Here is a 13,540-nt window from a genome sequence, read left to right as displayed (position 1 = left end):
CGGCGCATCAGGGGCCTAATGATGCCTGACCGCAAGCGCCGCCTCCGGCAAACCGGTAATTCTTAGCACCGTCTCCAACGCCATACCTTCGGCGAGCATCGTTTGGGCGATACGCAGCGCTTCGGCGCGCTGCCCCTCTTCAACCCCCTCCAGACGACCTTTCTCAAGGCCTTCCCGCTTCCCCTGCCTGCGCCCTACTTCACGTAACCTTTCGGCGATAGTCATTAGCTTCTCCTTGTGCTGCGGTACCCGCTGGGCCACTTCGCGGATGAACTTACCTAACCGAAGCGCTTTGCCCGAGTGAATCAGATAATTAAACAGCGTTTTCAGCTGCCTGTCATTAGCGTATCCATTAAGCAAAATGGCCGTCAGATGCTCCACAATACCCAGCAGATCGCGCTGACGAATATGTTTTTGCATCAGCTCCAGCAGGGCGACTCTTCGATGCTGCACAATTTCGTCATCAGGTACGACGGTAATATCCACCAGCGGAAATGGTCCGGTATAAAGCTGTTTTGCCAGGGCTGGGTCGGCGAACATGTCGAGCCAGGATAACGACCAGGGGTATGGCGTGGCGACGCCATGATAAAACAGTATCGGGATCACCAGCGGCAGCGTTTTATGCCCGTTATCCAGATGGCGCTGCATCGCGGCAATAGCATAACGCATGAGTCTGAAGGCCATAAACGCATCCGGGGAGCTTTGATGTTCGATGACCACATAGATATAGCCTTCTCCCGCGGCAGTTTTCAGCGCCCACAGAACATCGGAGTAGTATGCCCGCAGGTTCTCTTCAATAAAGCTACCGGACGCAAGCGTTAACGTATCCAGGTCGCACATTTTTCGTAGCGCTGGCGGCAGATGGATATCAAGGAAGTCCCGCGCGGTGTCAGCATGACGTAGAAACTGTTTGAATACCGCATCGTGCGGCGTGGACGTAGTACCCTTTTCCATGGCTATCCGCCTGCGTAAGAAATCCTGCCGCCACTCTACTGCGCCCTGTTTCTCACCACACGCCCTGCTGTTGGTCTTTACGAGCCGCGACGAAAGCTATTTTTCTTCGGCTGCAAGCAAAACATTTTTGTCCAACGCGACTCGCAGTTTTCCCACCGGCTGATGGCATGTTATAAACAGCTATTCCCTTCAGCTCAGGAGCCAGCCGTGAGCCATACGCGCGACATTCAGCAAACTTTCTGGCGTGACGAACAGCTTCCCTGGCTGGAGCTGCGCAGCACATGGCTTAGCCGCCAGGCCTATAAACGGCATCGTCATCCGCAGCTCTCCATTGGGGCGATTATCGAGGGGGAAACGCGCTGTATCTGCAGCGGGCAGGAGTATCTGCTGCGCCCTGGCGACCTGATTATTATCCCCGCGCAGGCACCCCACAGCTGTAATCCGCGCGACGGCCAGCCGCGCAGCTACCATATGCTCTATCTCGAGCTAAGCTGGTGCTGGCAACAGCTGACAGACGGTGTGCATCAGGCAAGGTTGATCACATCATCGCCCGTCATTCGCGATGCCGGGCTCTTTGCGCATTATCTGCAGATCGTGGAGCAGATGAGGCAGCAGCAGACCATGCAGCTCCCTGCAAGCGTCGCTCGTCTGGTTCATACTCTACCGCTGCGCCCGCATGCGCCTCAGGCGCTAAGCGAGACCAGCGCCCGTCTTTTCAGCCGCCTGGCAACCGATCTGCAGGCGCCGCCGACGCTGGATAGCCTCGCCGACGAGTTTGCTCTACGTAAAGAGACGCTGATCCGCACCTTCAAGCAGGAGACCGGCCTGACGCCCGCCAGTTTTATCAATATCGCGCGTATTGAATTCGCTAAAACGCGCCTGCGCGCAGGGGATAATATTGCCGATGTGGGCTACCAGGCCGGGTTTGCCGATCAGAGTCACTTTCATAAAACCTTTGTCAGCTATACCGCCGCCACGCCGCGCCAGTATGCGCAGTCCCGATCAATAACAGACAATAATTAGCGTTCACGCTGGCGTAGGGTGACCTCAGGTTACTACTGAGGTTGCTATGGACATACTCGCTACGCTCTTTCCCTCCGCCTTCCCCGCGCTGGCGCTTTCTCATTTTGTCGCCCTGCTGAGCCCCGGGCCGGATTTTTTTCTGCTGGTGGGCTACGCCATCCGCTATCGCCTGCGCGGCAGCGTCGGCCTGTGTATCGGCATTGCCGCCGGAAACGGTCTGTATATTATTCTGGCGGTAATCGGCTGGGGGATCCTGCGCCACGCGCCGCTGCTGTTTACGGTGATTGAGCTGCTGGGCGCGGCGTATTTACTGTGGATTGGCAGTCTGCTGATAAGAAGCCGTCCTACCACGCTGGCGCTGGATGGCGCCCCGGTTTCGCGCCCGTCGCTGGTGAAACAGCTTTTTCTCGGGCTGGGTTCTTCGCTGCTCAATCCGAAAAACGCCCTGTTCTACCTCGCGCTGATGACCTCCCTGTTGGGACCGAACGTCACGCTGGTGCAGCAGGCCGTCAGCGGGGCATGGATGACCAGCGTGGTGTTGATATGGGATCTGTTGCTGGTTACGCTGATTGCGCTACCGTCGGTGCAGCGCCGCCTTTCCGCCGTCGTCTGGCGAGTCGAGCGCACGGCCGGCGCCATACTGATGGCTTTTGGCGGCTGGATTGTCTGGCAATTTATTTTTAATTAATATTGTCGACGCCACAATAAGGACATAGCCTCGTTATTCTCTGTACCAGAATAAGCGAGGCTCGATTCTATTTCTCTTTTAAGCAATATTTATTCCGGGCTATTTGCCGTTAACATATCCATCGGCACAAATACCCACTGCTGCGCTTCCGAACCATTAAATTCGTAAAGTATAATCGGATTCCCCTGGTGCGTGCCGCGGTTGACGCTGTCAATAACAAAGCTCGGGTTTTGTTTGCTTTTAATAAAGCGACGTGAGCTGACTAAATCCCACCGCTGTGTCGCTTTACTCCCCCGCGCCTGGAGTTCAATCGCTGCGCCTGAACCCATTTGATCCCCGTGGATACCCAGCAGCAGCTCCTCGCTGGCGGCCAGAGCGATCTCGCCGGTCCTGTCATCAACCGTCCACAGAATTTTATTTAGCGGTGAGGACATCGGTAATATAACGGCCCGAGCCCCGGTTTGCTGATCGCTAATACCTAATACCATGTCTTTTTTTGCTGCATATTTAAATATACCAATCATGCTCAACTCCTTTTATAAAAGATTAGTAGTAAGAGAAAGTGATTACCGTTCTCCTTGAAATAAACAATGCCTTATTTATCCTTAACCATAATGTGATGATGGTCACTTATTAATAATTAATTTAAGAAAAACCTTATATAACATATATATTGTGAATGCATTTAACTTTAAATATTTAAAAATAGAATTTAAGCTACGAAAATTAAATTAACCCTCATCATCGCTATCGTCGTGAAAAAAGAATCCGCATGCCCAGGAAGTCAAATAGCGAAGATTTTACGCATTAGCCGTCAGGCTATATGCTTAGACCTATGGAAAAACTCGCTGAACTGAAACGCGCCAAGCTGCTGGCGCTCTCGCTGCTGTTGATTGCAGTCGCCATTTTTATCACTACCCTCGTGCTGCCGCCGACGCCATGGGTCGGTGCGCTAAAGGCTATTTCCGAAGCGGCGATGGTGGGCGCGCTGGCGGACTGGTTCGCGGTGGTTGCGCTGTTTCGCCGCATTCCGCTGCCGTTCGTGTCGCGACATACGGCAATTATCCCGCGTAATAAAGACCGAATTGCCGACAATCTCGGCTATTTCGTGCAAGAAAAATTTCTCGACACGCCCTCGCTGGTCGCGCTGATCCGCCGCTACGAACCGGCGCTGATGCTCGGCAACTGGTTCAGCCAGCCGGAAAACGCGCGTCGGGTCGGCCAGCATCTGCTGCAGGTGATGAGCGGCTTTCTGGAGCTTACCGACGACGCGCGCATTCAGCGCCTGCTGCGTCGGGCGGTGCATAAAGCGATTGATAAGGTCGATTTAACCCAAACCAGCGCCATGATGCTGGAAGGATTGACGCGCGATAACCGCCATCAGAAGCTGCTGGATTCGCTGATTAGCCAGCTGATCGCCCTGCTCCAGCGCGACAGCTCGCGGGCGTTTATTGCCCGCGGTATCGTGCACTGGCTGGAGACCGAGCATCCGCTTAAAGCCAGGCTACTGCCTACCGAATGGCTGGGCGAGCACAGCGCTGAAATGGTTACCGATGCGGTTAACACGCTGCTCGACGAAGTCAGTCAGGATCGCGCTCATCAGATCCGTCAGGCCTTCGATCGCGCGGCGCTTAAGCTGATCGATAACCTGAAGTCCGATCCGCAGATGGCGGAAAAAGCGGACAGTATCAAAGCGTATCTGAAAAACGATGAGACGTTTAACCGCTATCTGGGCGAAGTGTGGGCCGACCTGCGCGGTTGGGTCAAAAACGACGTCAATAGCGAGGATTCACGCATTAAACAGCGCATTGCCGAAGCCGGGCAGTGGTTTGGCGAAACGCTGCTCCACGATGAGGCGCTGCGCGAATCGCTGAACGAACATCTCGAGCAGGCGGCGCACCGGGTGGCACCGGAGTTTGCCACCTTCCTGACGCGCCATATCAGCGATACGGTCAAAAGCTGGGATTCCCGCGATATGTCGCGGCAAATCGAACTGAATATCGGGAAGGATCTGCAGTTTATCCGTATTAACGGCACGCTGGTTGGCGGCACCATCGGTCTGCTGCTGTGGCTGTTTTCACAAATTCCGTCGCTGCTGCATTTACATATTTAATTCAACTTTTTGTTTTAAAAGTATTTCTTCCATAAATATATATTAACCACTAAAAAAGCAGGGATTTTTAAGTTGATCCTAAATTTATTGCAGTGTGAAGTGCTGAAACAGCGGGCACCGGCTAAGCGCGTACCGCTGTTTTAACACGCAAGCTCAGGATAGATTCGCCCCTTTCCGATCGTCGTTGCGTAGAGACTCAACAAGGAGCCCACCGATGTTGCAATGGATGACCCGTTTTTTCGCCCGCCATTCCGCCACGCTGTTCTTTCCGGCGGCGCTGATCCTGTATGACTTTGCCGCCTATCTGACCACCGACCTTATTCAACCGGGGATTATCCACGTTGTGCGCGATTTTGACGCCGACGTGGCGCTGGCTCCCGCCTCGGTCAGTCTGTATATGGCCGGTGGCATGGCGCTACAGTGGCTGCTCGGGCCGCTCTCCGATCGTATCGGCCGCCGTCCGGTGCTGCTCACCGGCGCGCTGATCTTTACCCTGGCCTGCGTAGCGACCCTGTTCACCACCTCAATGGAGCAGTTCCTCGCGGCGCGCTTTGTTCAGGGCACCAGCATCTGCTTTATCGCCACGGTCGGCTACGTCACCGTGCAGGAGGCATTCGGCCAGACAAAAGCCATTAAGCTGATGGCGATTATTACCTCGATCGTGCTGATCGCGCCGATCATTGGTCCGCTTTCCGGCGCCGCGTTGATGCATTTCGTGCACTGGAAGGTGCTGTTCGGGATCATTGCGGCGATGGGGTTTATTGCCTGGCTGGGTCTGCTGCTGAACATGCCGGAAACCGTACGGCGCGGCGACGTTCCCTTCAGCGCCAGCGGCGTACTGCGCGATTTTCGCGATGTCTTCCGCAACCGCATTTTCCTGTTCGGTGCCGCCACGCTCTCGCTCAGCTATATTCCGCTGATGAGCTGGGTTGCGGTCTCGCCGGTTATCCTGATTGACGACGGCGGACTGACCACCGCCGAGTTTGCCTGGACCCAGGTACCGGTCTTCAGCGCAGTGATTATTGCCAACCTGTCGGTAGCGCGCTGGGTCAAAGACCCCACCCGCCCACGCTTTATCTGGCGCGCGGTGCCCATCCAGATGACCGGGCTGGCGATCCTGATCCTCGGCAACCTGCTGTGGCCGCACGTCTGGCTGTGGTCGGTGATCGGCACCTGCTTTTACGCTTTCGGCATTGGCCTGATCTTCCCGACGCTGTTCCGCTTTACCCTGTTTTCCAACGATCTGCCAAAGGGCACCGTTTCTGCGTCGCTGAATATCGTGATCCTCAGCGTCAGCGCACTTTCTATCGAAGCGGCGCGCTGGCTGTGGTTTAACGGCGGCAGGCTGCCGTTCCATCTGCTGGGGGTAACGGCAGGGATCGCGGCCGCGTGCTGTCTGGCGGGGCTGTTAAGCCGGATACGCCAGCGTCCCGAAGCCATGCTGGCACAGCAGGAGTAGCGAAAGGCGCTACTCCACGGTCCAGGCTTCGCTGAAGCTCTCGTCGGCGAACAGCTCCGTCAGGCCGCTGATCTGTTTCAGACGCAGCACCTCATCAGCATCCATACCGAGCTCTTCGCCGATGCGCCGATCGTCCCAGCCCTGACGATGTAAATCGCGGACGATATCGGACATCGCCGCGATCTGATGTTTACCCCTGGCGCGATTATGGCGAATAGTGGCGGCGATACGCTCTTTCTGCCCCTCGCGCTCGGCATTGATAAGCGTCACCGGAAGATAACCATGCAGACGCCGGCTCAGCTCCGGGCGGCTCTTCCCAATCAGGTGGCGATGAAAACCATCCACCACCAGGTGCCGTCGCTGCTGGCGAGCCACCACTACCGGTTGGGTAAAACCATCCAGTTCGATAGATCGTTCCAGAAGCTTTTTTTCCACCGTCGCCATCACGTTAGGATTGTAGTCATTCGCCTCAACCGTTTTAGCTTCAACCCACAGCACGCAGTCCACCGGCTCGCGGCAGAACGGGCTGTGCTGGTGGATCAGGCTCTTCAGCTCGTTAATCGCTTTGATTTTCAGGTCAACATCGTCAAACGACTCGAGATATTCAATCACTGTCTTAGCCACATCCGGTGACATCAGAGCGTCCTCCACTCTTTACGTTTGTTACTCATCAGTCGACAGTAGCGCTCATAGTGCTTAGGCTGCGTCGGGCTGAACGACAGCATCCGGCACCAGAAATCGTTTTTCAGCAGCGTCTTACAGATGCGGCGCCATGAAGGGATATCGCGATAGCCGAGATCTTTTTCCTGCTCATCGGGGATATCGTCGGGAAACCCGCGGGTCTGGTACCAGTGCAGATAAATAGCGATTTTATTACGGTAATGCTCGGCGGTTTTTTCCGGCATGCTGTCGAGCAGAAAGAGCGCGTACTCGCGCCAGCTAAAATGCGCCGGTTTGCGGATTTTGGTCTTCAGCGCAAAGTAGTCGCCGCTGGCGTTGGCATAAATCGCACCGCTGTGCGCGCCGCATACGCGTCGGCACATCCGCTCCCAGGTCTCCGGCTCAAGAATGTGATACAGCCACAGCCCGCGCCGCTGCTCGGGGCCGAAGGGTTCGCAGACGCGCATATTTTTTAGCGGCACCCCGGCGCGATGCATCAGGTCATAAAGCGGGTTGTAGGGGAGCCGTGATTTATGATTAAAGATCCAGATGTCGCGGGTCCGCCAGTCATAAAGGGGATAGCAGGTATAGCTGAATCCCTCCGGCGAGGCGGTCGTCCACGGCTTATCTTCCTCAAAGCGCAGTTTGGTCTGCGAGGTAAGCGCCATGTAGCGATGCAGCGACTCGTCGGTGCGGATGCCGATAAGCGAAGCAAGACTTCTCCCCGCGGCCAGCCAGTGGGAAAAGGCCGGAATAAACGCTTCAAAGGTCATTTCCGGCTGATAAAAAGGAAAAAAACCGGCATCGGTGATGGCATCCTCGGGCGGCTGCCTGACCCATTCAACCCCGGCCCGCCAGGCGACCCATTCAGGCTCATGCTGCGATACGCCGCTCACCGTCGTCATCGGCAGCGCCACCCAATAGAAGCGGCTCACTACATCCTGATAGCGCTCTTTCATATTTTGCACGTGCTGGATGGTTAATAAATACTGCGCCTCCCAGTCCACGAACAGCACCGCAAATTTTTTCCCTTTTTTACGCGCAACGGCTGCCGCCAGATGAAATAATACCGTTGAATCTTTACCGCCGGAAAAAGATAAACAGACCTGCTCGAAGGTATCAAATACCCAATCCAGGCGCATCAGAGCAGCGTCAAAAACATTCATATCCAGTTTTACGCGTTTCATCCTTCACCCCTGATAAATGAATCGCCGTCAGAATATACTTATAGAAAAAATCCGTAAGCCAGATAACCTGAAAACAGGTCTATAGATTATTCATCCAGATACCACATGCTGAAAAAAGGCGAGCGCAACTAAATGTTATTCACACCATAAAAAACATGTTATCTCATTTAAATTCATGAAGTTATGAGAATCGCTCTTATTGTCTTCATTTTAACGAGAATACTGTGATCTCAGTCACAATTAGCTCCTGAGCGATTTAATCAACCTCCTTCGTTATGGCCAAAAACATCACGCCATATCACAACTGACTCCCCGCGATCGGATATAATCAGCAGCCCTGTTTAACCGTAACAATATTGATTAAGGAACGCTATGAGCGATATAGATCTCAGCCCGCCGCAACGCGATCTGCTACGCGAAAAGCTGTATAAATACTGCCAGGAGAATTTTGAACTGGAACTGGAGCAATTTGACGCGGAATTTTTTGTCGACTTTATCGCGAAAGAGCTGGGTCCAATGTTTTATAACGCCGGGATTGATGCGGCCATCGCCACCCACCTTGCATGGAGCGATCGAATTCAGGAAGAGATGGATCTGAAAAAAGTCTATTAGCGGAAGATCAATAAATACCCATACAAAATGTGGCTATAATGCGACCTCTTTCATCATCTCCCGTGTACGGGGAAGGAAAACCATGTCGCTTATCACCGATCTACCCGCCATTTTTGACCACTTCTCTTCAGCCCGCCAGCAGGGTTTCCTCACGGTCATGGAGCTTAAAGAGCAAAATATTCCGCTGGTTGGCACCTACTGCACCTTTATGCCGCAGGAGATCCCGTTGGCCGCGGGCGCGGTGGTGGTGTCGCTGTGTTCCACCTCCGACGAGACGATTGAAGAGGCCGAAAAGGATCTGCCGCGCAACCTCTGTCCGCTGATAAAAAGCAGCTACGGTTTTGGCAAGACCGACAAATGCCCCTACTTCTACTTTTCCGACCTCGTGGTGGGCGAAACCACCTGCGATGGCAAAAAGAAAATGTATGAATACATGGCTGAATTCAAAGCCGTACATGTGATGCAGCTGCCGAACAGCGCCAGCGATGATGCCTCGCGAGCGCTGTGGAAAGCGGAAATCCTGCGCCTGCAAAAGGCGGTGGAAGATCGCTTTGGTACGCCGATCACCGAAGCCTCCCTGCGCGACGCGATTATCCTCAAGAACCGCGAAAGGCGGGCGCTGGCGAACTTTTATCGCGTCGGCCAGCTCAATCCGCCCGCGCTCAGCGGTAGCGATATTTTAAAAGTGGTCTACGGTGCGACCTTTCGCTTCGATAAAGCGGCGCTAATCGATGAACTCAACGGCATGGCCGATCGGGTGCGTCTGCAGTGGCAAGAGGGGAAAGGGCTGGAGGCGCGGCCGCGTATTCTGATCACCGGCTGCCCGATCGGCGGGGCGGCGGAAAAAGTGGTGAAGGCCATTGAAGACAACGGCGGCTGGGTGGTCGGTTTTGAAAACTGCACCGGCGCGAAAGCCACCGAGCGCTGCGTGGAGGAGACTGGCGACGTTTACGACGCCCTGACCGATAAGTATCTCGCTATCGGCTGCTCCTGCATCTCGCCGAACGACCAGCGCCTGGATCTGCTCAGCCAGATGGTGGACGAGTATCAGGCAGACGGCGTGGTGGATGTTATTTTGCAGGCCTGCCATACCTATGCGGTGGAATCGCTGGCGATAAAACGCCACGTGCGCCAGCAGCACAACATCCCCTACATCGCCATTGAGACCGACTATTCGACGGCGGATATCGGTCAGCTCAGCACCCGCGTGGCGGCCTTCATTGAGATGCTTTAGGAGCGCGCGTGACAGTTACCGTAGGGATTGATTCCGGATCGACCGCCACCAAAGGCATCCTGCTCGACGACGGCGTGATTCAGCGCCGCTTTCTCTGCCCGACGCCGTTTCGCCCCGCCGACGCCATCGTTGAGGCGTGGGAAACGCTCCGCGCTGGGCTAAGCGAGCCCCCCTTTTTAACCTTAACCGGCTACGGACGCCAACTGGTGGATTTCGCCGATAAGCAGGTCACCGAGATCTCGTGCCACGGACTCGGCGCACGCCTGCTGGCCCCGCAGACTCGCACGGTCATCGATATCGGCGGCCAGGACAGTAAGGTTATCCAGCTGGACGAGGCGGGTAATCTGACTGATTTCCTGATGAATGATAAATGCGCGGCGGGCACCGGGCGCTTCCTGGAGGTGATTTCGCGTACGCTGGGGGCCAGCGTCGAGCAGCTCGACAGCATCACCGATGGTATTGAGCCCCATGCGATTACCAGCATGTGTACGGTATTTGCCGAATCGGAGGTCATTAGCCTGCGTTCGGCCGGGGTGCCGCCGGAGGCGATCCTCGCCGGGGTGATCAACGCCATGGCCCGACGCAGCGCCAATTTTATCGGCCGTCTGTCGGCGCAGGGCCCGCTACTGTTTACCGGCGGCGTCAGCCACTGCGCGGCCTTCGCGCGGAGGCTGGAGGGGCACGTGGGTATGGAGGTACAGACGCATCCCGACGCACAGTTTGCCGGGGCGATCGGCGCGGCGCTGATCGGTTTACGTCAGAGGAGCCGCCGGTGACGGAATATCTGTTTTTATTTCACTCAACGGTGGGGGTGGTGCGAATGCGTAAAGCCCTGCAGGCGGCGGGCATGACCTTCCGGGTGAAGGATATTCCGCGCCAGCTGCGCGGCGGCTGCGGGCTTTGCATCTATCTGAGCTGTGAGCCGGGCGAAGAGCAGAGGTGGATTCTCCCCGGCCAGACGGAAGCTCTGTTTCGCGTGGCCGGGGATGATTATCAGCTGCTGGCTCAGTTTCCGCAGCAGGCGTAACCAGGGCGTGAATCATCGCCCGGCGGCGTACAGCGAGCGCAATCACCGTTTGTATGCCGGGTACCGCCCGGCGTGAAACGAGCGCAAGGTCGGGATTTATCCTCTCATCCCAGCAGCTGGCGAATGCAGGATTTAAACACCCGCACGCCATCCGCCAGCGCGGCGCGATCGAAGTGCATCTCCGGATGATGCAGCCCCGGCAGCAGGTCGCAGCCCAGCCCCCAGAACCCGCCCTTCACCTGTGGACGCAGGCGCAGGTAGTGGAAAAAGTCCTCGCTGCCCGGCGTACTCTTCGCTGCCGTTAAGCCGGCTTCGCCAAACGTTTCCCGAATCGCCTGGCTGACGATAGCCGTGGCCTGTTCATCGATAATCGCGGCAGGCATCTCCTTGACGATCTGGATATCGACGGTGGCGCCGTAAGCGGCCGCGCTACTCTCTATCGCCCGTACCACCCGCTCTTTCAGCATCGCCATACCGTCATTTTCCGCGCTGCGCAAATCCCAGCACACGTGCGCTTTCGCCGGCACCGAATTGGTTACCCCCGCATCGCACAGGAAGCGAGTCGCTTTTGCGCTCCAGGTCAGCGAAGGCGCCAGATGAATGCCGTTTACCGCTTGCACCGCGTGCGACGCGGCATCCAGCGCGTTAACGCCCAGATGAGGCCGGGCGGCATGTGCGGCTTTGCCGTGAAAGTCGGCCATCACCGTCGCCGAGGCGGAGTAGTACATCGCCGGCGCCGCCTTGCCCTTCGGACACTCCTCCAGCGGCCTGAGGTGGAAGCCGAACAGCATCTCCACGTCGTCCAGCACGCCCGCTTCCGTCAGCGCGATCGCCCCTGTACCCAGCTCTTCGGCAGGCTGAAAGAGTATTTTCAGCTTCCCGCGTTTTACCAGCCCCTCGGCGAGGATCTCTTCCGCGGCGGTCAACACCACCGAAGAGTGCCCGTCATGGCCACAGGTATGGCGAGCCTCCAGGCGGCCATCAATCATATGGCCCAGCGCATCCATATCCGCCCGCAGCGCCACGACCGGCCCCGGCTTACCGCTATCCAGCAGCGCAACAATGCCGGTGGTACCGCCGACGTTGCGCTGCACCTGAAACCCCGCGGCTTCTAATGCATCGCCGATGTATGCCGACGTTTTGTACTCCTCAAAGCCCAGTTCAGGAATTTGGTGCAGATAATTGAAATGCTCTAAAGTTCGCGACACGTTTGACTCCTTGCCTTCTATTATGCAATCACGCGCATGACCAGCATGGCGATGACGGCATTGATAATGCTCACCGCCATCAGCAGCGGCCAATATTTTTTCGGGACATCCGCCACGCCGAGCAGGCGCCCCATGTACTGAAGCTGCGACCCCATAAGGAAAATCGCCGGGATCAGAATCGTGATATCCGCCACGTTGAGGGTGCCTTTGCTCAACAGGCTCACCGCCACGCCGGTTCCCGCCGAGGCGGAAAGCCAGGAGGTCAGCAGCACGGTAATCGCTTCGCCCGGCAGGCCGAACAGGCCCATCAGCGGCGCGCAGACGTGGCCGATTATCTGCATCACGCCGAGCAAATTCAGCATCTCGGCGATCACGTAAGCCATTAATACATTCGGCATCAGATTGTTGATGGCGATATTAAATCCTTTACGCGCGCCGATAACGAAAATATCGAACGGGTTACTGGAGACTTTTGCCGAATTATTCATTTTCAAAATCGCCTTTATAAGCAGTATTCAGTACCAGACGGGTGATTGCCGCGCCGACGAATTTCAGCACAAACATTAATAGCAGCGGAATAATGATAGGAATGGTTAACGAAGCGAAAAGCGCTGAACCAATCGAGAAATAGTTATTTATCAGACCGGCGCCGGAATATTGCCAGGCCCCCATAATGACCAGATCCTTACGGTTTATTTTCTTGCTGTCATACAGCTCTTTGGTTAGCGCAGCACCAGCATCGGTACTCTGTAAATCGGTAATCAGCGCCAGTCCGGTATAACCCGGGATCCCGAGCAGCGGGCGCAGCAGCGGCGTCAGCAGTTTGTGCGCGGCGCGAATCGCGCCGTAATGGGTAAATATCTCCAGCAGCCCCAGCGCCAGCATCACCGTGGGCACCAGCGATAGCGCAAACAGAAAACCGGCCTTGGCGCTGATGCCGCCGCTGCCGATAAAGGTGTTGGTTTCCGGCGTTTTCATGGTGCCGAACGCACCGCCGAGAGTGGTAAAGTCAAATGCCCCCAGCCAGGCCATCCCCTCCACTTTAAACAGCAGCCCGGAGAAAACTAATAATACGATGACCAGTGAAATCCAGGCCCCGGGCCCGACTTTCCACTCATTTGTCGTTTCGTCGGAGGAACATTCCAACGTTTTATTTTCACTCATACCCTGTCCTCACATAATGAAATGTTAGTGCGATTGTTTGCAATTTGAAATTATGTCAATTTATTGTTATTCAAATTTATTATTTCGGCTGATAAGCTTTTCCATATTCCCTCAGTCAGTACCATCACGATTTCTTATTCTTCGACTTCCTGAGCCTTGCAAACTTAATAGCAAGCCGGGAATAAGCGATGAGATTTTTCCTCCCTGCCAG

15 protein-coding genes are annotated in these 13,540 nt (G+C 55.7%); 8 read left to right on the top strand and 7 right to left on the bottom strand.

What is annotated here, in order from left to right:
- Positions 1–15: 15 nt before the first annotated feature.
- Entirely contained in the window at positions 16–954 is a 939-nt protein-coding gene (locus K2184_RS18420; RefSeq protein ID WP_004108583.1) for an Rpn family recombination-promoting nuclease/putative transposase, read from the bottom strand.
- A gap of 207 nt (positions 955–1,161) precedes the next feature.
- Here K2184_RS18420 and K2184_RS18415 point away from each other — a divergent pair, with 207 nt between their 5' ends.
- A complete protein-coding gene (locus K2184_RS18415; RefSeq protein ID WP_023320287.1) occupies positions 1,162–1,977 on the top strand; it encodes an AraC family transcriptional regulator in 816 nt (271 codons plus the stop codon).
- A gap of 46 nt (positions 1,978–2,023) precedes the next feature.
- Positions 2,024–2,665 (top strand): LysE family translocator, encoded by a 642-nt coding sequence (locus K2184_RS18410; RefSeq protein WP_163525716.1) that lies wholly within the window; start codon positions 2,024–2,026, stop codon positions 2,663–2,665.
- Positions 2,666–2,754: 89 nt separating this feature from the next.
- Here the strand turns inward: K2184_RS18410 and K2184_RS18405 are convergent, their stop codons facing one another.
- A complete protein-coding gene (locus K2184_RS18405) occupies positions 2,755–3,189 on the bottom strand; it encodes an RICIN domain-containing protein (protein WP_049129287.1) in 435 nt (144 codons plus the stop codon).
- A gap of 299 nt (positions 3,190–3,488) precedes the next feature.
- Between K2184_RS18405 and K2184_RS18400 the strand changes: the two genes are divergently transcribed.
- Positions 3,489–4,778 carry a DUF445 domain-containing protein gene (locus K2184_RS18400; RefSeq protein ID WP_004108595.1) on the top strand — a complete coding sequence of 430 codons (1,290 nt, stop codon included), beginning with the start codon at positions 3,489–3,491 and terminating at the stop codon, positions 4,776–4,778.
- A 214-nt stretch (positions 4,779–4,992) separates the two neighbouring features.
- Positions 4,993–6,237, top strand: a complete 1,245-nt coding sequence (gene mdtM, locus K2184_RS18395; RefSeq protein WP_004108596.1) for a multidrug efflux MFS transporter MdtM — start codon at positions 4,993–4,995, stop codon at positions 6,235–6,237.
- Between the two features lie 9 nt (positions 6,238–6,246).
- Here the strand turns inward: mdtM and K2184_RS18390 are convergent, their stop codons facing one another.
- Positions 6,247–6,873, bottom strand: coding sequence for an IbrB-like domain-containing protein (locus K2184_RS18390; RefSeq protein ID WP_004108598.1), 627 nt, complete (start codon positions 6,871–6,873; stop codon positions 6,247–6,249).
- On the bottom strand, positions 6,873–8,084 hold the full coding sequence (locus tag K2184_RS18385; RefSeq protein ID WP_004108600.1) for a phosphoadenosine phosphosulfate reductase: 1,212 nt from the start codon (positions 8,082–8,084) through the stop codon (positions 6,873–6,875). The genes K2184_RS18390 and K2184_RS18385 overlap by 1 nt, the downstream gene beginning before the upstream one ends.
- A 372-nt stretch (positions 8,085–8,456) precedes the next feature.
- Between K2184_RS18385 and K2184_RS18380 the strand changes: the two genes are divergently transcribed.
- From K2184_RS18380 to K2184_RS18365, 4 genes are all read left to right on the top strand, one after another.
- The gene (locus K2184_RS18380) at positions 8,457–8,696 is read left to right on the top strand and encodes a DUF2164 domain-containing protein (RefSeq protein WP_004108602.1); all 240 of its coding nucleotides are present in this window, start codon (positions 8,457–8,459) and stop codon (positions 8,694–8,696) included.
- Between the two features lie 82 nt (positions 8,697–8,778).
- On the top strand, positions 8,779–9,930 hold the full coding sequence (locus K2184_RS18375; protein WP_017145057.1) for a double-cubane-cluster-containing anaerobic reductase: 1,152 nt from the start codon (positions 8,779–8,781) through the stop codon (positions 9,928–9,930).
- 8 nt (positions 9,931–9,938) lie between these two features.
- Positions 9,939–10,706 carry a putative 2-hydroxyacyl-CoA dehydratase activator YjiL gene (gene yjiL, locus K2184_RS18370; protein ID WP_004110300.1) on the top strand — a complete coding sequence of 256 codons (768 nt, stop codon included), beginning with the start codon at positions 9,939–9,941 and terminating at the stop codon, positions 10,704–10,706.
- A complete protein-coding gene (locus K2184_RS18365; RefSeq protein WP_004108608.1) occupies positions 10,703–10,957 on the top strand; it encodes a DUF3343 domain-containing protein in 255 nt (84 codons plus the stop codon). The genes yjiL and K2184_RS18365 overlap by 4 nt, the downstream gene beginning before the upstream one ends.
- Positions 10,958–11,061: 104 nt before the next feature.
- On the opposite strand, the gene K2184_RS18360 is transcribed toward K2184_RS18365, so the two are convergent.
- From K2184_RS18360 to K2184_RS18350, 3 genes are read right to left on the bottom strand one after another with little or no spacing between them, the layout of a single operon-like run.
- The gene (locus K2184_RS18360) at positions 11,062–12,165 is read right to left on the bottom strand and encodes a M20 peptidase aminoacylase family protein (protein WP_004108610.1); all 1,104 of its coding nucleotides are present in this window, start codon (positions 12,163–12,165) and stop codon (positions 11,062–11,064) included.
- Positions 12,166–12,185: 20 nt separating this feature from the next.
- Entirely contained in the window at positions 12,186–12,653 is a 468-nt protein-coding gene (locus tag K2184_RS18355; protein WP_004108612.1) for a YjiG family protein, read from the bottom strand.
- Positions 12,646–13,329, bottom strand: a complete 684-nt coding sequence (locus K2184_RS18350; protein ID WP_004108614.1) for a nucleoside recognition domain-containing protein — start codon at positions 13,327–13,329, stop codon at positions 12,646–12,648. The genes K2184_RS18355 and K2184_RS18350 overlap by 8 nt, the downstream gene beginning before the upstream one ends.
- Between the last annotated feature and the right edge of the window lie 211 nt (positions 13,330–13,540).

Source organism: Klebsiella sp. K5-306, from assembly GCF_051835185.1.
Taxonomy (GTDB): Bacteria; Pseudomonadota; Gammaproteobacteria; order Enterobacterales; family Enterobacteriaceae; genus Klebsiella; species Klebsiella oxytoca.
This window is presented reverse-complemented; position numbering and strand designations above follow the sequence as displayed.

What these genes read in the sequence shown, in the direction of transcription:
- K2184_RS18420 (WP_004108583.1), bottom strand. Translation starts at nt 954, where the DNA reads ATGGAAAAGGGTACTACGTCCACGCCGCACGATGCGGTATTCAAACAG.
- K2184_RS18410 (WP_163525716.1), top strand. Translation starts at nt 2,024, where the DNA reads ATGGACATACTCGCTACGCTCTTTCCCTCCGCCTTCCCCGCGCTGGCG.
- K2184_RS18405 (WP_049129287.1), bottom strand. Translation starts at nt 3,189, where the DNA reads ATGATTGGTATATTTAAATATGCAGCAAAAAAAGACATGGTATTAGGT.
- K2184_RS18400 (WP_004108595.1), top strand. Translation starts at nt 3,489, where the DNA reads ATGCTTAGACCTATGGAAAAACTCGCTGAACTGAAACGCGCCAAGCTG.
- mdtM (WP_004108596.1), top strand. Translation starts at nt 4,993, where the DNA reads ATGTTGCAATGGATGACCCGTTTTTTCGCCCGCCATTCCGCCACGCTG.
- K2184_RS18390 (WP_004108598.1), bottom strand. Translation starts at nt 6,873, where the DNA reads ATGTCACCGGATGTGGCTAAGACAGTGATTGAATATCTCGAGTCGTTT.
- K2184_RS18385 (WP_004108600.1), bottom strand. Translation starts at nt 8,084, where the DNA reads ATGAAACGCGTAAAACTGGATATGAATGTTTTTGACGCTGCTCTGATG.
- K2184_RS18380 (WP_004108602.1), top strand. Translation starts at nt 8,457, where the DNA reads ATGAGCGATATAGATCTCAGCCCGCCGCAACGCGATCTGCTACGCGAA.
- K2184_RS18375 (WP_017145057.1), top strand. Translation starts at nt 8,779, where the DNA reads ATGTCGCTTATCACCGATCTACCCGCCATTTTTGACCACTTCTCTTCA.
- K2184_RS18355 (WP_004108612.1), bottom strand. Translation starts at nt 12,653, where the DNA reads ATGAATAATTCGGCAAAAGTCTCCAGTAACCCGTTCGATATTTTCGTT.
- K2184_RS18350 (WP_004108614.1), bottom strand. Translation starts at nt 13,329, where the DNA reads ATGAGTGAAAATAAAACGTTGGAATGTTCCTCCGACGAAACGACAAAT.